9 protein-coding genes and 1 pseudogene are annotated in these 19,334 nt (G+C 71.0%); 3 read left to right on the forward strand and 7 right to left on the reverse strand.

Annotated features, from left to right (window positions below; translation table 11 throughout):
- On the reverse strand, nt 1-10,313 hold a 10,313-nt coding region (locus VMD50_RS15785), incomplete at its 3' end, for an SDR family NAD(P)-dependent oxidoreductase (RefSeq protein WP_325428677.1).
- Between the two features lie 324 nt (nt 10,314-10,637).
- Entirely contained in the window at nt 10,638-11,000 is a 363-nt protein-coding gene (locus VMD50_RS15790) for a hypothetical protein (RefSeq protein WP_325428678.1), read from the reverse strand.
- Nucleotides 11,001-11,169: 169 nt separating this feature from the next.
- On the opposite strand from VMD50_RS15790, the gene rbpA reads away from it, so the two are divergent.
- Nucleotides 11,170-11,505: an RNA polymerase-binding protein RbpA gene (gene rbpA, locus VMD50_RS15795; RefSeq protein ID WP_066932213.1), complete on the forward strand. Its 336-nt coding sequence runs from the start codon at nt 11,170-11,172 to the stop codon at nt 11,503-11,505.
- A gap of 38 nt (nt 11,506-11,543) precedes the next feature.
- On the opposite strand, the pseudogene lnt reads toward rbpA, so the two are convergent.
- The 3 genes and pseudogenes from lnt to VMD50_RS15810 all read right to left on the reverse strand — a co-directional run bounded on the left by lnt (nt 11,544) and on the right by VMD50_RS15810 (nt 16,599).
- A pseudogene (gene lnt / locus VMD50_RS15800) lies at nt 11,544-14,377 on the reverse strand (apolipoprotein N-acyltransferase).
- Nucleotides 14,370-15,902, reverse strand: a complete 1,533-nt coding sequence (locus tag VMD50_RS15805; RefSeq protein WP_325428695.1) for an amidohydrolase — start codon at nt 15,900-15,902, stop codon at nt 14,370-14,372. The pseudogene lnt and the gene VMD50_RS15805 overlap by 8 nt, the downstream one beginning before the upstream one ends.
- Before the next feature lie 151 nt (nt 15,903-16,053).
- A complete protein-coding gene (locus VMD50_RS15810) occupies nt 16,054-16,599 on the reverse strand; it encodes an FxsA family protein (protein WP_325428679.1) in 546 nt (181 codons plus the stop codon).
- Nucleotides 16,600-16,672: 73 nt separating this feature from the next.
- Between VMD50_RS15810 and VMD50_RS15815 the strand changes: the two genes are divergently transcribed.
- Together VMD50_RS15815 and VMD50_RS15820 are read left to right on the forward strand one after the other, a co-directional pair.
- Entirely contained in the window at nt 16,673-17,380 is a 708-nt protein-coding gene (locus VMD50_RS15815; RefSeq protein ID WP_325428680.1) for a dienelactone hydrolase family protein, read from the forward strand.
- Nucleotides 17,381-17,406: 26 nt separating this feature from the next.
- Nucleotides 17,407-18,018 carry a hypothetical protein gene (locus VMD50_RS15820; protein ID WP_325428681.1) on the forward strand — a complete coding sequence of 204 codons (612 nt, stop codon included), beginning with the start codon at nt 17,407-17,409 and terminating at the stop codon, nt 18,016-18,018.
- An 11-nt stretch (nt 18,019-18,029) separates the two neighbouring features.
- On the opposite strand, the gene VMD50_RS15825 is transcribed toward VMD50_RS15820, so the two are convergent.
- Both VMD50_RS15825 and VMD50_RS15830 read right to left on the reverse strand, forming a co-directional pair.
- Nucleotides 18,030-18,884, reverse strand: a complete 855-nt coding sequence (locus VMD50_RS15825) for a type 1 glutamine amidotransferase domain-containing protein (RefSeq protein WP_325428682.1) — start codon at nt 18,882-18,884, stop codon at nt 18,030-18,032.
- A gap of 5 nt (nt 18,885-18,889) precedes the next feature.
- The gene (locus VMD50_RS15830) at nt 18,890-19,276 is read right to left on the reverse strand and encodes a PPOX class F420-dependent oxidoreductase (protein ID WP_325428683.1); all 387 of its coding nucleotides are present in this window, start codon (nt 19,274-19,276) and stop codon (nt 18,890-18,892) included.
- Between the last annotated feature and the right edge of the window lie 58 nt (nt 19,277-19,334).

The raw sequence follows: 19,334 nt of genomic DNA on the forward strand, positions 1-19,334 counted from the left end.
AAGTTGGCGGCGATGGCCGACAGGGCGACCCGCACCTGGCCGGGGCCCAGCGGCGCAACGTGCTCAGAGGCGTCGGGGATCCGCTCCAGCCGCAGGTTCTCGATCGTGCCGTAGCTGCTCATGCCCAGCCGCCACGGCCCCTCGTCGGGCGGCACCAACAGACCACCCACGGCGCGGCTGCCGTGCACTCGCGCGGTGTAGACCGTCCCGCCCCGCAGCACCACCTGCGGCTCGGCGGGCGCCAGCGCCGCCGCTATCGCGTCGGCATCCAGCGGAGCATCGGTGTCGACGAGCACGATGCGGCCGGGGTGCTCGGTCTGCGCCGACCGCACCAGCCCCCACACCGCTGCGCCCGCCAAATCGGTCACGTCCTCTCCCGGGAGCGCCATCGCGCCCCGGGTCGACACGACCAGCGTTCCGGCGCCCTCCCGCGCCAGCCACGACTGCAGCACCGGCAGCACCGCGCGCGTGGCCGCGTAGACCTCCGTCACGACGTCACCGGCCACCGGCGCCGATTCGAACAGCACCACCGAGGCATCTGAATCCGTTGCACCCCAGGCGCACAACGACATCGGCTCCACCGCGGACAGCGGCTGGGCGGACCACACGACCTCGAAGAGCCGGTCGGGCCCCGAACTCGACACCGCGGCCAGCAGCTGCCGGTCGGTCACCGGCCGGGCCACCATCGACGCCACCGAGAGCACCGGCAGTCCCAACCCGTCGGCCAATTCGATCGACACGGCCGATTCACTTATGGGCACGATCCGCGCCCGCACCGCCGACGCCCCGGCGGCATGCAATGAGACCCGTTGCCAGGAGAACGGCACCAGCATCGAACCCTCGGCGAGCTCGCCGCCATCCGACGCCAGGATCACCGCGTGCAGCGCGGCGTCGAGCATCGCGGGGTGGACCCCGAACCCGGCGACCGAAACGCCGGCGTCCTCGGGCAGTGCGACTTCGGCGAACACCTCGTCGCCGCGGCGCCACATCGACGTCAAGCCGCGGAACGCGGGCCCGTAGCCGTAGCCACGCTCGGCCAGTTGCTGGTACCCGTCGCCGATATCCACCGGGACCGCACCCACCGGCGGCCACTTCGACAGGTCCGCGCCGGGCTGAACCGACCCCGCGCGCAGCACGCCCTCGGCGTGCAGCGACCAGCCGGATCCGGACTCGCCGCGCGAGAACACCGACACCGCGCGGCCTCCCGAGTCGTCCGGGCCGCCGACCACTACCTGCACCGCGACCGAGGCCCCAGCCGGCAACACCAGCGGCGCAGCCAAATTCAGCTCGTCGACGATTCCGCAGCCCACCTCGTCGCCGGCGCGGATCGCCAGCTCGACGAATCCCGCACCCGGGAACAGCACGACGCCGCCGACGGCGTGATCGTTGAGCCAGCCCTGCGCGCTCGGCGACAATCGACCGGTCAGCACCACGCCGCCGGAGGCCGGCAGCTCCACCACCGCACCCAGCAGGGCGTGTTCACCGGCGGCCAGCCCCAGCCCGGCCGCATCGACGGGAGTGCCATCGCCGGAGAGCCAAAAGCGCCGCCGCTCGAAGGCATACGTGGGCAGCTCGACGAAATTTGCTCCGCCGAGCACGCCGCGCCAATCCACGTCCATCCCGGCGACGAACCCCTGCGCGACGGCGTTTGTCAAGGCCACCGCCTCGGCGCGGTCCTTGCGCAGCACCGACATGGTGGTCACCGCGTCATCCGGCAGCGACTCCTCGATCGACGCCGTCAGCCCGCCGCTCGGGCCGACTTCGAGGAAGCGGGTGGCGCCGGCGGAGTGCGCGAAGCGGACGCTGTCGGCGAATCGCACGGCTTCGCGTACCTGCCGCTTCCAGTACGCCGCCGATGCGAAGTCGTCACCCGCCAGCTGGCCCGTCACGTTCGAGACGATCGGGATGGTGGGCTTGCCGACGGCGAGTCCGGCGGCAACGGTTCCGAATTCGTCGATCATCGGATCCATCAGCGGGGAGTGGAACGCGTGGGACACCGCGAGTTGGTGGACACGGCGGCCGTCGGCGCGGAGATCATCGGCCACCGCGGTCACGGCGCCGTCGGGGCCGGAAATCACCACGGAGGCAGGCCCGTTGACCGCCGCGATGCCGACCTCGGCCGTCAGCAACGGCCGCACTTCCTCTTCGGTGGCCTGCACGGCGATCATCGCCCCGCCCGCCGGCAGCGACTGCATGAACCGGCCGCGGGCGGCGACGAGTACCGCCGCGTTCTCCAGCGACAGGACGCCGGCGACGTGCGCGGCGGAAATCTCGCCGATCGAGTGACCGAGCACGAAGTCCGGCCGCACACCCCAAGACTCGAGTAGCCGGAACAACGCGACTTCGACCGCGAACAGGGCTGGCTGCGCGAATTCGGTGGTGTTCAGCGGGTTTTCGTCCCGACCCCACATGACTTCGCGCAGCGGCCGCAGCAGGTGCTGGTCCAGTTCGGCCAGCACGGCGTCGAACGCCTCGGTGAATACCGGGTATGCGGCGTGCAATTCCCTTCCCATGCCGAGTATTTGGGAACCCTGGCCGGGGAAGACGACGACGGTCTTGCCGGGTGTTACCGTGCCCTGGGCCACGGAGACAGCCTGACCGGCGGTCAGCTCATCGAGGCTGGTCAGCAACTGTTCGCGGTCACCGCCGACAACCACGGCGCGATGCTCGAAGGTTGAGCGGCCCGCCAGCGACCACGCGACGTCGGCGACGTCGAGCTCGCTGTGCCGCCACAGGTGCCCGGCCAGCCGGGCGGCTTGAGCGCTCAACGCCGGCAATGACTTTGCCGAGATCGCCCACGGCACCAGCGGTAACTCGGGCCGTTCCGCGGCGGGCGCGGCCTCGACCGGGGGCGCCTCGATGATCACGTGGGCATTCGTGCCGCTGATGCCGAAGGACGAAACGCCTGCGCGGCGCGCGCGGGCAGCCGGCCAGGGCCGGGCTTCCGTCAGCAACGACACCGCGCCCATCGACCAATCCACGTGCGGGCTGGGCTCGTCGACATGCAGTGTGGCCGGCAACGTCTCGTGGCGCATCGCCAGCACCATCTTGATCACACCGGCCACCCCGGCGGCGGCCTGGGTGTGGCCCATGTTCGACTTGATCGACCCCAGCCAGAGTGGCGCACTGCGATCCTGACCGTAGGTCGCCAACAGCGCCTGGGCCTCAATGGGATCGCCCAGTGTGGTTCCGGTCCCGTGGCCCTCCACGACGTCGACCTCGGCGGCGGACAAACCGGCGTTGGCCAGCGCGGCGCGCACCACCCGCTGCTGCGAGGGGCCATTGGGCGCGGTCAACCCGTTGGAGGCGCCGTCCTGGTTGATCGCCGAACCCCGCACGATCGCCAGCACGGGGTGCCCGAGCCGGCGCGCGTCCGACAACCGCTCCACCACGAGCATGCCGCCGCCCTCGGAGAATCCGGTGCCGTCGGCCGCGCCGGCGTAGGCCTTGCACCGGCCGTCCGCGGACAGCCCCCGCATGCGGCTGAACTCCACGAAAATGTCGGGCGTGGCGTTGACGGTGACGCCGCCGGCCAGGGCCAGATCGCATTCACCTGAACGCAGCGACTGCACCGCCATGTGCAAGGCCACCAACGACGACGAGCACGCCGTGTCCACCGAGACCGCGGGGCCCTCCAAGCCCAGCGCATACGAGATCCGGCCCGACGCCACGCTCGACGACTGCCCGGTCAGCCGAAAGCCCTCCGCGGCCGGTGCGGCGCCGATGCCGTAGCCCTGGGTGTACACCCCGGCGAACACGCCGGCGGCGCTGCCGCGCAACGCGCCGGGCTCAATTCCCGCGCGCTCCAAGGCTTCCCAGGACAACTCGAGGAACAGTCGTTGCTGGGGATCCATCGCCAGCGCCTCGCTCGGCGTGATGCCGAAGAAGGCGGGGTCGAAGTCCGCGACGCCGTCCACGAAGCCGCCGGTGCGCGTGTAGCAGGTGCCCGGAACGTCGGGGTCCGGGTTGTACAGCCCGGCCAGGTTCCACCCGCGATCGGTGGGGAAATCGGAGAGCACGTCGCGGCCCTCGGTCAGCATGTCCCAAAGCTCGTCGGGGGAGCTCACGCCGCCGGGGTAGCGGCACGACATGCCGACGATCGCGATCGGATCGCCATCGGTGGCGCGAACTACCGGGGCGTGCTCTATTTCTTGCGGCACCCCGGCGAGTTCGGTGCGCATGTAGCTCGCCAGGCCGTTGGGCGTCGGGTAGTCGAAGATGAGCGTCGGCGAAAGCGCCAGCCCGGTAGCGGTTTTGAGCCGGTTGCGCATTTCGACCGCGGTGAGCGAGTCAAAGCCCAACTCTTGGAACGCCTTGTCCGGGTCGATCGCCTCGGCGGTGCTGGTCCCCAGCACCGTGGCGATGTGCGAGCGCACCAGATCCAGCAGCACGGCGTGCTGCTCGGTTTCGGGAAGCCCGTGCAGGCGGCGCGCGAGCGCCGATTTCGACTTCGCCGCCACCAGCGAGTCGTCGACCCGGCGCCGGGTGGGTGCGCTGAGCAGATCGGCGAACATCGGGGGTGCCGCGACGGCATGGGCGCGCAGCGCGCCGAGGTCGATGCGGGCGGGCGCCATGAACGGTTCGTCGACGATCAGTGCGGTGTCGAACAATTCCATCGCCTCGGCCGAGGACAACGCCAGGATCCCGTCGCGGCCCAACCGGGCGAGGTCGGCGGCGCCCAGCCCGCCGGTCATGGCGCTGGCCTGATCCCACAGTCCCCAGGCCAACGAGATCGCCGGCAGCCCGTGCGCCCGCCGATGCGCGGCCAATCCGTCCAGGAACGAGTTGGCCGCCGCGTAGTTGGCCTGGCCCGACGAGCCGACCAGCCCGGCCATCGACGAAAACATCACGAAGGCCGACAGATTGAGGTCGCGGGTCAGCTCGTGCAGGTTCCACGCCGCGTCGACCTTGGCCCGCAGCACCGCGTCGACGCGCTCCGGCGTCAGTGAGGTGACCATCGCGTCGTCGAGCACGCCGGCGGCATGGATGACGCCGCTCAGCAGCGGAATATCGGCGATCACCCGCGCCAGCGCGGCACGGTCGGCCGCATCGCAGGCCACCACCCGAACCCGGACCCCGGTCGCCTCCAACTCGGCGATCAGTTCGGCGGAGCCCGGCGCATCCGCACCGCGGCGGCTCAGCAGGGCCAGGTCCCGAACGCCATGGTGCGCCGCCAGGTGACGGGCCAGCGTCGCACCCGCCATGCCGGTCCCGCCGGTGATCAGCACGGTGCCGGCGCTCAACGCGGACGGCAACATCATGGCGACCTTGCCGACGTGCCGGGCCTGGCTCAGGTAGCGCAACGCGGCTCGGGCGCGTCGCACGTCAAACGTCGTGACCGGCAACGGCGTCAGCACCCCGGCGTCGAACAGCCCGGCGAGCTCCAGCATCCACTGATGCATCCGGGGCCGGCCGGGCTCGAAGAGGTCGAAGGCGCGGTAGCGCACCCCGGGGTATTCCCGGGCGACCGCACCGGGGTCGCGGATGTCGGTCTTGCCCATCTCCAGGAACACGCCGCCGGGGGCGACCAGCCGCAGGGAGGCATCGACGAATTCGCCGGCCAGCGAGTCCAGCACGATATCCATCCCAGCCATGCCGGCCCTGCCGGTGACCGCCCGGAACTTGTCCTCGAACTCGAGGGTGCGCGAGTCGGCGATGTGGTCGTCGTCAAATCCCATGGCCCGCAACGTGTCCCACTTGCCGCGGCTGGCGGTCCCGAACACCTCCAGGCCCAAATGCCGGGCCAGCTGAACCGCGGCCATCCCCACCCCGCCGGCGGCGGCGTGCACCAACACCCGCTGCCCGGGCTTGACGTCGGCCAGGTGGAGGAACGCCATGTACGCGGTGGTGAAAACCGCGGAGATGCCGGCGGCTTCGGGGTAGGACCAGTCGGCGGGCATCGGCAGCAGCAGGCGGACGTCGCCGGGCACCAGCGTGCCGCTGCCGTCGGGGAAGAATCCGTAGACCGAATCGCCGACCGCGAACTCGGTGACTCCCGGCCCGACCTCCACCACCACGCCGGCGCCTTCGCCGCCGAGCAGGGCGTCGTGGGTGAACATGCCGAGGGTGATCATGACGTCACGGAAGTTCGCCGCGATGGCGCGCAGAGCCACCCGAACCTGACCCGGCTCCAGCGGAGCGTCGGCGTTGGGAACCGGCTCCAGTCGCAGGTTTTCGAAGGTGCCCGCGCTGCTGATTCCGAGCCGCCAGGGTCCGTCACCGGGGGGCGTCATGATGCCGTCGACCGCGCGGCTGCCACGCACCCGCGCGGTGTATGCCTTGCCGTCGCGCAACAACACCTGGGGCTCGGCGACCGCGAAGACCGTCGCCATCGCGCTTTCGTCAAGCGCCGCATCGGAATCCACCAGCACAATGCGGCCGGGGTGCTCGGTCTGCGCCGACCGGACCAGCCCCCACACCGCCGCGCCGGCCAAATCGGTGACGTCCTCCCCCGCCAATCCCATCGCACCCCGCGTCGCGACAATCAGCACTCCGGAGTCGCGCTCGGTCAGCCAGGACTGCACGGCGGCCAGCGCCCGATGGGTGCGCTCGTACGATGCGGCGACCGGGTCATCGCCGGCTGCAACGGATTCGAACACTTCGTAGGCGGGCGGCTCGGCGCCGGCGACCGTTGTGGTTGCCGGCGACCAGTGCACCTCGAACAGCCGGTCGGGGCCCGCGACCGACACGGCCGCACGCAGCTGCTGCTCGCTGACCGGGCGGGCCGCCATCGCCCGCACCGACAGCACCGGTAGCCCCAGCCCGTCGGCGAGCTCGATGGACACGGTCTTCGAGGCCGACGGAGTTCCCGCCGGCGCGATGCGCGCACGCACCGCCGACGCGCCCGCGGCATGCAACGACACGCCCTGCCACGAGAACGGCAACACCACTTCGTCTGTCTGGCCGGCGATATGGTCACCCATCACCAGGGCATGCATCGACGCGTCGAGCAGGGCGGGGTGCAAGCCGAACCCATTGACGCCCCCGGCGGCGTCCGGTAGCCGCACCTCGGCGAACACCTCGTCGCCGCGGACCCACGTGGCGGTCAATCCCTGGAACGCGGGACCGTAGACGTACCCACGCGCGGCCAACCGTTCGTAGCAGTCGGCCGGGTCGGCCGCGACCGCGCCCGCCGGCGGCCACACCGACAGATCCGCGCCCGGCTCGACCGACCCGGTGCTCAACGCGCCCTCCGCGTGGCACACCCAGCCGGAGGCGGCGTCAAGACGCGAGAAAATCGACACGCTGCGCCGGCCGCCTTCTTCCTCGGCGCCCACCACAACCTGCACGGCGACCGAGGCGGACCCGGAATCCTTGGCCGGCAACAGCAGTGGCGCCTGCAGTGTCAGTTCGTCGACCGTCGCGCAACCGACCTCATCGCCGGCGCGGATCGCCAACTCCACGAACCCGGCGCCGGGAAAAACGGCCACACCGGACACGGCGTGGTCGGCCAGCCAACCCTGCGGGCCGGGTGACAACCGGCCGGTCAGCAGCACCCCGCCCGAGGCCGGCAAATCCACGACCGCGCTCAGCAGTGGGTGCTCGCTGGTCGCCAGCCCCAGGCCCGCGGCGTCGGCGACGACGCCTTCCCCGGACAGCCAAAACCGGCGGCGGTCAAAGGCGTACGTCGGCAGCTCCACGAAGCCTGCCCCGTCCAGCACGCCGCGCCAATCCACGCTCACTCCCGCGACGAACGCGGTGGCCGCGGAGGTCAGGAACCTCTCGAGCCCGCCGTCGTCGCGGCCCAAGGTGGGGACGACGATGGGCTCGGTGTCGCCGGCGGCGCAATCGTCGGCGGTGTCTTCGATCCCGGCGATCAACGCGGGATGCGGGCTGGATTCGATGAACGTTCGGTATCCGTGCTCGCACGCGCTGCGCACCGCCTGGTCGAACTGAACGGTCTGCCGGATGTTGCGATACCAATATTCGGCATCTAAACCCGCTGTGTCCAAACGGTTTCCGGTGACAGTGGAAAAGAAGGCCGTGCGCGAGGATCGCGGCTCGATGCCCGTCAGGGCTGCGGCGAGCTCGCCGCGGATCGCCTCGACCTCGACCGAATGCGACGCATAGTCCACGTCGATCCGCCGGGTGCGCAGCTCCAGGTCGGCACAGAAGCCGACGAGTTCGTCCAGCGCCGCGCCGTCACCCGAGACCACGACGGCGGACCGGCCGTTGACAGCGGCGATGCTGACTCGATTTCCGTACGGCGCCAACAATTCCCGCGCGCGCTCGGTGCTGCACGCGATGGACAGCATGCCCCCGGGGCCGGCCAGCGACCTCAGCAGCTTGCTGCGCAACGTGACCACCCGCGCGGCATCCCGCAACGACAGTGCGCCGGCGACGTAGGCCGCGGCGATCTCGCCTTGCGAGTGCCCGATCACCGCGTCGGGAGTCACCCCGACCGACTTCCACAGCTCGGCCAGCGACACCATCACCGCAAACAGCACCGGCTGCACGACGTCCACGCGGTCCAGGCCCGGCGCGCCGGGCGCGCCCCGCAGGACGTCGGTCAGCGACCAGTCGACGAATTCGGAGAAGGTCTCGGCGCACGCGTCGATCTGTTGCGCGAACACCGATGCGGTGTCGAGCAATTCGGCACCCATGCCCGGCCACTGGGAGCCTTGGCCGGGGAAGACGAAGGCGATCTTTCCCGCGGGCGTGGCGGCGCCGCGGATGACCGACACGGGCTCGTCCGTGGCCAGCTCGTCCAGGGCCGCCAGCAACCGGCTCCGATCGCCGCCGACAATGACGGCCCGGTGCTCGAAGGCGGACCGGCCCGCCAACGACCACGCCACGTCGGCAGCGTCGAGATCGGCATGGGCGCGGACGTGCGCGGCCAGCCGGGCGGCCTGAGACCGCAACGCCGACACCGACTTTGCCGACACCACCCACGGCGACACCTCGGGCTTGCGGCCGGGCTCGCGCGCCTCGACCGTAGGCACGGCCTCCACGATCACGTGCGCGTTGGTGCCGCTGATCCCGAACGACGAAATACCGGCCCGGCGGGCCCGGTTCTCAGCCGGCCAGGGCCGCGGCTCCGTCAAGAGGGACACCGCCCCCGCCGACCAATCCACGTGCGGGCTGGGCTGATCCACGTGCAAAGTGGCCGGCAACGTCTCGTGGCGCATCGCCTGCACCATCTTGATCACGCCGGCCACACCCGCGGCGGCCTGCGTGTGACCCATGTTCGACTTGATCGACCCCAGCCACAGAGGTTCTCCGGGCTCCGCCCTATTTTGCCCGTAGGTCGCCAGCAGCGCCTGGGCCTCGATCGGATCGCCCAACGTCGTGCCCGTGCCGTGGCCCTCGACCACGTCCACGTCAGCCGTCGACAACCCCGCGTTGGCCAACGCGGCGCGCACCACGCGCTGCTGCGACGGGCCGTTGGGCGCGGTCAATCCGTTGGACGCGCCATCCTGGTTGACGGCCGAACCGCGCACCACCGCCAACACCGGATGGCCCAACCGCTGGGCGTCGGACAACCGTTCGACGACGAGCATGGCGCCGCCCTCGGACCAACCGACCCCGTCGGCCGCGCCGGCGTAGGCCTTGCAGCGGCCGTCCGGCGCCAGGCCGCGGTGCCGGCTGAACTCGACGAAAACGGTCGGCGTGGCGTTCACGGTGGCGCCGCCGGCCAGGGCCAGATCGCATTCCCCCGACCGCAGTGACTGCACCGCCATGTGCAACGCCACCAACGACGACGAACACGCCGTGTCGACCGACACCGCCGGGCCCTCCAGCCCCAGGACGTACGACACCCGCCCCGAGGCGACGCTGGACGTCATCCCGGTGAGCCGGTAGCCCTCGATCTCCTCGGCCAACATGCCGTAGCCCTGCACGATGAGTCCGGCGAATACCCCGGTGGCGCTGCCGCGCAGGCCGCCGGGGTCGATCCCGGCCCGCTCCAGCGCCTCCCAGGACAGCTCCAGCAGCATCCGGTGCTGGGGGTCCATCGCCAGCGCCTCGCTGGGCGCGATCCCGAAGAATGCCGGGTCGAAGTCCGCGACGCCGTCCACGAAGCCGCCGGTGCGGGCATAGGTCTTGTGGCGGGCGTCGGGGTCCGGGTCGAACAGCCCCGCGACGTCCCAGCCGCGGTCGGTGGGAAACTCCGTGATCACGTCGCGGCCGTCGGCCACCATCTGCCAGAGGTCGTCGGGAGTCTCGACCCCGCCGGGGAAGCGGCACGACATGCCGACGATCGCGATCGGCTCGCTCGACCGCTCCAGCAGCGCACGGTTGGTGCGCTTCAGGCGTTCCACCTGGACCAGCGCTTTGCGCAGCGCTTCGGTCGCATGCTGGAGTTGGTCCACCATCTACTAACCTCGCCTAACCCTCACCCGGCAGGTGGCCGTCGTGTCCGCCGGATGCGGCCTTGCCGAGCGGCCCGGCCGAGTCACGGAAGTTGCTGCACGAATCGGTCTCGTGGATTTTTCGACCAGCTCCGACAAGCTTCGTGCTGCTCTCCGACCCAAGAATGTCGCTCGTGAGTATGGCCAACTCCGGCACGATTTCAAAAACGTCCGACGCTCCCGGCTGCTAGAGGAGGACCGGCTTCGACCTGTACACCCGAGTACGGCTGGCCCGCCGCCCATGGCGCGACTGTACCCGGCTACCCATCGGTGGTGGTCAAGCGCGGGTTAGACGCCCGCGCGGCGCCAGCCGTCGGCGGCGCGGGCGGCCCGGATCAGCACGTCGCACAGCTCGCGCAGTTCGGTCTGGCCGGCCCCTTCGTCGAGCGCGGTGGCGACGTCCTCCGCCGCGCATCGCAGCTGATAAACGCGATCGGAAAGATCGGCCGCATCGTCGGCCGACAGCACCACGGCGTCGGCGGGCAGGGCCCCCGCCCCTTCCCGATTCAAGCCCCGGGTCAACGAGGCGCGCTGCTCGTAAGCGCGTTGCCGGCACGACTGCCGGCAGTACCGGCGGCGACGGCCCATCCCCGCGTCGGCCACGTCGCGACCACACCAGCGGCATGGTTGCGGATGGGTGCGGCGGCTCACGCCAGCCGACTTTAGTCGGCCTGTTTCACTTCCCGGTATCATTGATGGTCGCGTCGCGTATGCCGCGTGTCGGAGCGGGGAACTACGCAGACAGTCATAACGTTTGCCAAACGGGACAGAATTGCACCCCAGACCAATTCCATCCCGGAGGACCTAAGGAGTAGCACGCATGGCCGATCGCGTTCTGAGAGGCAGTCGCCTTGGAGCCGTGAGCTACGAGACCGACCGCAACCACGACCTCGCGCCGCGCCAGATCGCGCGGTATCGCACCGAGAACGGCGAGGAGTTCGAGGTTCCCTTCGCCGATGACGCCGACATCCCCGGCACCTGGCTGTGCCGCAACGGCATGGAAGGCACCCTCATCGAGGGTGACCTGCCCGAGCCGAAGAAGGTCAAGCCGCCGCGCACGCACTGGGACATGTTGCTGGAGCGCCGCACGGTCGAAGAGCTCGAGGAGTTGCTCAAGGAGCGCCTCGAGCTGATCAGGTCGCGCCGCCGCGGCTGACCTGGGCCGCTGTCGCGGCTAACTGCGGCTAAATGCCGCTAGCTGCGGTTGTCGGCGCGGATCGCGCGGGGACGCGCGCCCCCGGTCCGGCGCCCCTCGATGCCCCATCGGGTGACCTTGACCAGCGCCTCGTGGATGTTGGATCCGCTCATTTTGGAGATGCCGAGTTCCCGCTCGGTGAAGGTGATCGGCACCTCGGCGATGACGAACCCGTTGCAGACGGTGCGCCAGGTCAGGTCGATCTGGAAGCAATAGCCCTTGGAGTCCACGCCGTCGAGACCTATCGTCTCCAGGACCTCCCGGCGGTACGCCCGGTAGCCGGCGGTGATGTCGTGGACGCCGATGCCCAGCGCCAGCCGCGCGTAGGTGTTGGCCGTCCATGACAGGGCCCACCTCCGCCACGGCCAATTTCGCACCGCTCCCCCCTCGACGTAGCGCGAACCGATGGCCAGGTCGGCGCCGGCGTCGACGGCGTCCAGCAGTAGGTGCAGCTGTTCGGGCGCGTGGCTGCCGTCGGCGTCCATCTCGACGAGCACCGAATAGTCCCGGCTCAACCCCCACGCGAAACCCGCCAGGTACGCCGCGCCCAGGCCGTCCTTCGCGGTGCGGTGCATCACGTGGACGCGATCGGGGTCGGCCGCCGCCAGCTCGTCGGCGAGCTCACCGGTGCCGTCGGGGCTGTTGTCGTCGACGATCAGCAGGTGCGCGCCCGGGCACGCGTCCGTGAGCCGCCGGTGGATGACCGGCAGGTTCTCCCGCTCGTTGAACGTCGGGATGATCACCAGGACGCGCTCGCTGGGACGGCTGCCCGGGACCCGGGACGCCGGCTGGCCGGTGGTCATGTAGCTCCTCTGTGTCGCCCGAAATCGGGTTGGTCGCCCTCGTCGGGCGGGGTGTCGTGGCCGCCGCCCTGGTCCGGAGACGTGCCTTGCGCGGTCTCCGCGTCGCCCTCGTCGGGCGCGGGTTTGCCCGGGGGCGTACCGGCGTCTTCCGAGTCACCGCGAGGCCTGGACCTCAGGCGAACCGGACGCGCGAACCATCCATTGTGCCGTATTCCTACCAGAATGGCCGCCCCGGCCGCCGCCACCAGGACCCACTGCAGGATCGGGCCCCAGCGGGTTGCCGGCGTCAGCTTGGTCTTGAGGCGCACCTGCATGTCCAGATAGGCGGGCTCGAAGAAGTCCGTGCGCACCAGCTCGCCGCCGTCCGGTGCGATCACCGCGCTGATCCCGGTGGTGCCGGCAACCACGACGTACCGGTCGTGCTCTACCGCGCGGACCTTGGCGAACGCCAGCTGTTGTTCGCTCATCGTCTTGTTGAAGGTGGCGTTGTTGCTGGGCACGGCCAGCAGCTGGGCGCCGTTGAGGACGGCCTTGCGCGGCGCGCGGTCGAAGATCACCTCCCAGCAGGTGGACACCCCGACGGGCACGCCGGCGATGTGCACCACCCCGCTGCTCTTGCCGGGCACCATGTGGCCGGCCCGGTCGGCGTAGCCGGAGAGATGCTTGAACAGCCACGGCATCGGCAGGTACTCGCCGAACGGCTGCACGATCTCCTTGTCGTGGCGGTCGGCCGGCCCGCTGACCGGGTTCCACACGATGACCGTGTTGGTGTAGGTGGAGGCTTCCGACGTGCGGCCGGGAACATCCAGCACGGTGCCGACCAGTACCGGCGCGCCGATGGCCGCGACGGCCCTCGCGATTTGCTCGTCGGCGTCGGCGTTGGCGAGGGGGTCGATGTCGGAGGAGTCCTCCGGCCAGATCACGAATTGGGGTTGCGGGGCCAGCCCCGAACGCACGTCCTCGGCCAGCCGCAGCGTCTCGCGCACGTGGTTGTCCAGCACCGCGCGGCGTTGCGCGTTGAAGTCCAGACCCAGCCGCGGCACGTTGCCCTGCACCGCCGCGACGGTGACCGAGGGGTCGCCGCCCGCTCCCGCGCCGGCGTGCCGCACCTGCGGCCAGACGATGACGGCGGCCAACAACACCGCGCAGATGCAGACGCCCGGCAACAGCACGGCGGGCGGCGCCTGGGCTTCCGTGGCTTCCGTGGCGTCGTCGGCTTTCCCGACACCCGGGTGACCGGTTGTCCACCACTTCACGATCTCCAGCGCGATCGCGGTGGCGCTGAACCCCACCAGCACGACCGCCGCGGACAGCAGCGCGACGCCGCCGAGCTGAGCCAGCGGCAACAACGGACCTTCGGTTTGACTGAACGCCACCGCGCCCCAGGGAAAGCCGCCGAACGGGAAGGCCGACTTCAGCCACTCCTGGGCGGCCCACACCAGCGCGAACCAGATCGGCCAGCCGGGCAGCCGCCGCACGACGACGGCGCCCAGGCCGAAGAGACCGGGAAAGAGCGCGCACGTCATCGCCAGCACCAGCCAGGGCACGGCGCCCACCAGCGTGCTGATCCACGGCAGCAGCGGGACATAGAAGGCCAGCCCGAACAGGAATCCGTAGCCAAAACCGCCCGCCGGTGTCGTCGCCGGACGCGTGAGCACCCAGGCCAGCAGCGCGGCAGCGACGACGGCGCCCCACCACCAGTTCAGTGGGGGGAAGCTGGCGAACAGCAGCAAGCCGGCCGCGACGGCGAGCACCAGCCGTGGCAGGCGCGGCACCAGCGCCGCCCGGGCGCCGGGCAGTCGCGCGGCCGCCGCCGCTGCCAGCCCCGTCAGCGCCCGGCGCGCGAGGGCGCCCCGCCGATCGGCCGGGCTCGGTGCGTCGGGCGCTGTCTCCTCCGGCTCGATGCGAACCTCGACGGGCTGGTCATCGCGCTCGGATTCGGCCTCTTCGCTGATCGGCTCCTCGACGACCGGGGTGGCCTCCGGGTCCCGGCCGGATCGCTCCTCGCGGCCGAACCACTCCTCAGCCATAGATGACAGCGCCTCGATGCACGGTTCGTCGGCAACGCGGCAGGGCGTCAGCCGGGCCCAGGCGCGGCAGCGCGGGCACCCGGGAGCGCGGATCGGTAGACCAGCGCTGCACGGCGTCGCGGGGCGCGTGGGCGTCCAGGGGCCCGGCGTCCCACACGGCATAGGATGCCGGCGCGCCGGGCACCAGGGTTCCCGTCTGACCGTCCCGGACACCGCCCGCCCGCCAGCCGCCGCGGGTGGCGGCGGCGAAGGCGGCCCGCGCCGACAGCGCGCTGCCGGGAGTGTGGTGGTTGACCGCCGCGCGCACGCTCGCCCACGGGTCGAGGCCCGTCACCGGGGCGTCGGAGCCTAGCGCGAGGGGCACGCCTTGGGATGCTAACAGCGCAAGCGGGTTGAGCAGCCCGCCTCGTGCGGCGCCGAGCCGCCGCGCGTACATGCCGTCGGCCCCGCCCCACAGCGCATCAAAATTGGGCTGCACGCTGGCGATGACGCCCCAGGCGCCCAGTTTGGCGGCCTGGTCGGCGGTGACCATCTCCACGTGCTCGAGGCGGTGCCCGCAGCGGGCGACGGCGGCCACCCCCACGTCCGCCACGACGCGTTCCACAGCCGCCACCGCCGCCGAGACGGCCGCGTCGCCGATGACATGGAAACCCGCCGTCACCTCCGCCTCGGTGCACGCCCGCAGATGCGCTTCGATGGCGTCGGGATCCAGGTAACAGGTGCCGACGCGGTCCGGGGCGTCGCTGTACGGCTCGTGCAGCCAGGCGGTGCGCGACCCGAGTGCGCCGTCGACGAACAGGTCACCGGCCAGCCCCCGGGCTCCCGTTTCGTCCATCAACGCGCGCGCCTGCGCGGCCGTGGTCACCGCCTGGCCCCAGTAGCCGACCACCTCGACGCCGTGCTCGAGGTCACGCAGGCGCAGCCAGTCGTCGAGCCCGCCGATCTGCGGGCCCGCGCATTCGTGCACCGCGACGACGCCGGCCGCGGCGGCGGCCCGCAGTGCTTCCGCCCGGGCCTGGGCCAGCTGTTCGGGCGTCAGCAGCTCGCGGGCGACGGCCCGGACCAGGTGGTGGGCGTCGCCGGTCAACGGCCGCTCGGCGGCGAAACCGGCCGCCGCCGGCAGGTCCGCGACCTGCCGTCGCAGTGCCGTCGAGGCGAGCGCGGAGTGCACGTCGACGCGGGACAGGTAGGCCGGCCGGTCACCGAGTACAGCGTCCAGCTCGGCGGTGGCCGGCGGGGTGTCCTCGGGCCAGGACGATTCGTCCCAGCCGTGCCCCCACACGGGCCGGCCCGGGTGGGCGGCGGCGTAGTCGGCGACCAGCCGGATGCACTGGGCGCGCGACGCGGCGGTCCGCAGGTCCAGGCCGCTGAGCATCAGGCCGGTGGCGGTCAGGTGGATGTGGCTGTCCACGAATCCCGGCGCCACGAAGCCGCCGTCCAGCTCCTCCACGTCGGCGCCCGGGAACTGACCGCGCCCGACGTCGTCGCTGCCCAGCCAGGCGATGACGCCGCCGCGTACCGCCATGGCGGTCGCGTCGGGGTGGGTCGGGCTGTGTACCCGCCCGTTGAGCAGCAGCGTGGTGGGCTCGCCGTCCGGCGCCGATGCAGACCGTGCAGCGGGCGGACGATCAGCAGTTGTCACAGGCCAAAACTACGTGCGGCGACGGCCCGGGCGGTCAGTCCCACCCCGGCTGGCCCGGGAATCCCCCGTGGGCCTCGTTCGGCAAGGCGGGCGGCCGGAAGTCCCGCACGTCGACGACCTCTCCGTCGATGTAGTCAGTGCCGTGGCTCGGGTAGCCGCCGCCGAACAGGGTCGCGTCGGTGCTCAGCGGCATCCGCCGCCGCAAGCCGCGCCCGCCGATCGCGCTCAGGGCGGGGCGCGCCAGCGAGCGTATCGGCGGAACCAGCAACAACAGTCCCAACGCCGTGGTGACCAGCCCGGGGATCAGGATCAGGACGGTGGCCAGGGTGACCATCGCCGCGTCGCTGAGCGCGTCCCCCGCAGGCGGGCGGCGCCCCCCGCGCGGTTCGGTCGGGCCGGAGCGCAAGCGCCCGATCTGGCGAAGGAGTTGCGAACCCGCCATCGGCGCCAGCAGGCCCCACCCGAGCAGAAAGGTGGCCAGCAACGCCAGCAGGGTCCAGCCCCATCCGACCGTCGAGACCAGGGCGATGACCACGGTCAGCTCGACGACGGCGTAGATCGACAACAGCCGCGACAGCATGTCTCGCCAACGTCTGCGGGCGGTCCCGGAGTTCCCCTGGTGGCGCCCGTCCCGGCTGCAGTTAGATGACGCTATGACAACGATTGAGCTCGAGGCCCCCGACGGACCGATCGATGCGCTGCTGAACCTTCCGCAGGGACAGGGCCCGTGGCCGGGCGTCGTGGTGATCCACGACGCGTTCGGCTACGGCCGGGACAAGCAGGCGACCAACGAGCGCATCGCGCGGGCCGGGTACGTGGCGCTCACCCCGAACTTGTACGCCCGCGGTGGCCGCATCCGCTGCATCACCCGGGTCATGCGGGAGATGCAGGCGCAGCGGGGCCGCGCACTTGACGACATCCTGGCGGCGCGCGATCACCTCAAGGCGATGCCCGAGTGCACCGGGACCGTCGGCATCGCGGGGTTCTGCATGGGCGGCCATTTCGCCCTCGTCATGTCGCCCAAGGGTTTCGGCGCCTCCGCGCCGTTCTACGGCACCCCGCTGCCCCGCAACCTCAGCGCGACCCTGGACGGGGCGTGCCCGATCGTCGCGAGCTTGGGCGGCCGTGACCCGCTGGGCCGGGGCGCGCCGGAGAAGTTTCGCGAGGTGACCGCGGCCAAGCAGATCACCACGGACGTCAAGGTCTACCCCGGCGTCGGGCACAGCTTCGCCAACACCCTTCCCGCCCAACCGCTGCTTCGCATCACGGGTTTCGGCTACGACGAGGCCGCCACCGAAGACGCGTGGAGGCGCGTCTTCGCGTTCTTCGGCGAGCATCTGGCGGCCGGGGCAACGACGTAGCGCCGTTGGCCACTGAGGAGACGACGATGGGTGGATCGGTGATCCGGCGACGCGCGCGGTGGCTGGGCATCGGCGCGGGCCTGGCAGTGATCGCGGCCGCGATCGGCCTCGGGGGCGTCGCCCTGTCCGAGCGAGACGCTCCCGCCCGGGACGCCGCGAGAACGGTTGCGGCCCAGGCTGATTCAGCAAAGGGCTTCAGCCCCGCCGAGCAACAGGTCGTTGGGTTGCTGCCGCCGGGTTACAGCGCCGCCGCCTGCGCGCGGGCCACCGACCCCTTCCCGGCCGCGGTCGCCAGCCTGGACTGCAGCCAAGGCGCCGACTCGGGCACCCCGACCTACGCGCGTTTCACCCTCTACGACGACCTGGACGCCCTGACCGGCGACTTCCAGACGACCGCCAGCGGGATGCTGGTCTCGCCGTGCCCGGCTGACAACACCTTCCCCTTGCCCGGCACCTGGAGCTACGGGTCCGACCCCAACCAGGTCGGCGGCAAGGTCGTCTGCGGCAGCATCGCGGACCGCGCCAACATCGCCTGGACCCGCGACGCCCAGCTGCTCCTGGCCACCGTCAACGGCGGGCCCGACCTCAACAGCCTGTACCGGTGGTGGCAGAGCTACGGGATCCTGACGCAGCACTGAAAGCCAGTGTGTCACTTCAGCTTCCGCGATACGACGGCCGCGAAGGTGTGCGTGTCGCCGGGCCAGCGCGCCGACACATAGCTGCCGTCGTCAACGACGAACGCCGGGCGTGGGTCGGTGGCGGTGTCGCGCACCATCCCCGACGACTTGCGCCAACGGTGCGGCGTGCCGCGGTCGACGTCGCAGAAATCCGCCGGATCCGCAAGGGCGCGTGTGACTTCCGATTGCACCGACATGTATCCGCTTGGCTGGCCGGGTTCCTCGGTATAGGTCCGGTAGTAGTCGCGATCCCAGAACCGGGTGAGGCGGGTGAGATTCCAGGCGGTGCGCTCCATCGACCAGGTCAGCGCCGTGGTCTTGTGCCCGTAGAGCACCGAGCGGCCGGTGGCGGGATCGACGCTGCGGGCGGCGAGCAGCACGCCGTGACAGATCGCGGCCACGATCAGCCCGCGGGCGAAGGCGTCCACGACCAGCCGGTGCAGTATGTCGCTGTCGATGTAACTGCGCATTCCGCGGGCGCGATGTCCGCCGGGCAGCAGCAGCGCGTCGACGCCGTCGAGCGCGGCTTGCGACCAGCTGACGGGATGCTGAAACTCGTTCGAGTTCAGCATCTCTCGGTATGCGGTCCGCCCGTCTTTATTCGCCCGCAACGTCAGGCCGATCAGCCGGGTGGCGCCCAGCGCGGGCACGGCCGACCACACGTCCAGGCCGCGGCCGGTCACCATGATGTCGTCAGCCTCGCCGGGCGCGCCGCTTTCGGTGGCGAACACCACCCGGTGCCCGTCGCGGGTCAAGACCCGCCAGCTCACCGCGACCTCGGTCGGGTCGAAGTCGCGATCCGGGATGGGGATGAGGACGGTGCCCACTTGTTTTAGCCGGGCTGGACTTTGAGCTCGAGTCCGACGTTGTTCTCCATGCCGCCGCGCAGCTTGCTGGCGAAATTGAAGACCTTCCCCACGATGCCGTAACGCTTGCCGATCGCGTCGTAGACACCCGCCGTCTGCGACTTGTCCAGGATGGCCGCGGTACCCTCGACGGCCTCGCTGGTCGGCCGGCCGCGCATGGTGCAGGTGGCCAGCGTCACGCGGGGCGTGTTGCGGATCCGCTTGACCTTCCACGATTTGGCCTCGGTGATGACGAGCAGCCGGTCGCTTTCTGCCGCGGCCCAGATGGGAACCGGCTTGGGCCTGCCGTCCTTGGTGAAGGTGGTCAGCAGGATGTATTGCGACTTGGCGAGGTCGGCGAAGGTGGGCGTCACAGGTGTCAACCTACCGGTGAGCACCCGCAACGTTGACATTCGCATCCATCGCCTGCGA

The organism is Mycobacterium sp. (assembly GCF_035506235.1).
In the GTDB taxonomy this organism is placed as follows: Bacteria; Actinomycetota; Actinomycetes; order Mycobacteriales; family Mycobacteriaceae; genus Mycobacterium.

Coding starts and splice junctions, on each gene's coding strand:
- rbpA (WP_066932213.1), top strand. CDS start 11,170: ATGGCCGATCGCGTTCTGAGAGGCAGTCGCCTTGGAGCCGTGAGCTAC.
- VMD50_RS15805 (WP_325428695.1), bottom strand. CDS start 15,902: ATGGCGGTACGCGGCGGCGTCATCGCCTGGCTGGGCAGCGACGACGTC.
- VMD50_RS15810 (WP_325428679.1), bottom strand. CDS start 16,599: ATGCTGTCGCGGCTGTTGTCGATCTACGCCGTCGTCGAGCTGACCGTG.
- VMD50_RS15815 (WP_325428680.1), top strand. CDS start 16,673: ATGACAACGATTGAGCTCGAGGCCCCCGACGGACCGATCGATGCGCTG.
- VMD50_RS15820 (WP_325428681.1), top strand. CDS start 17,407: ATGGGTGGATCGGTGATCCGGCGACGCGCGCGGTGGCTGGGCATCGGC.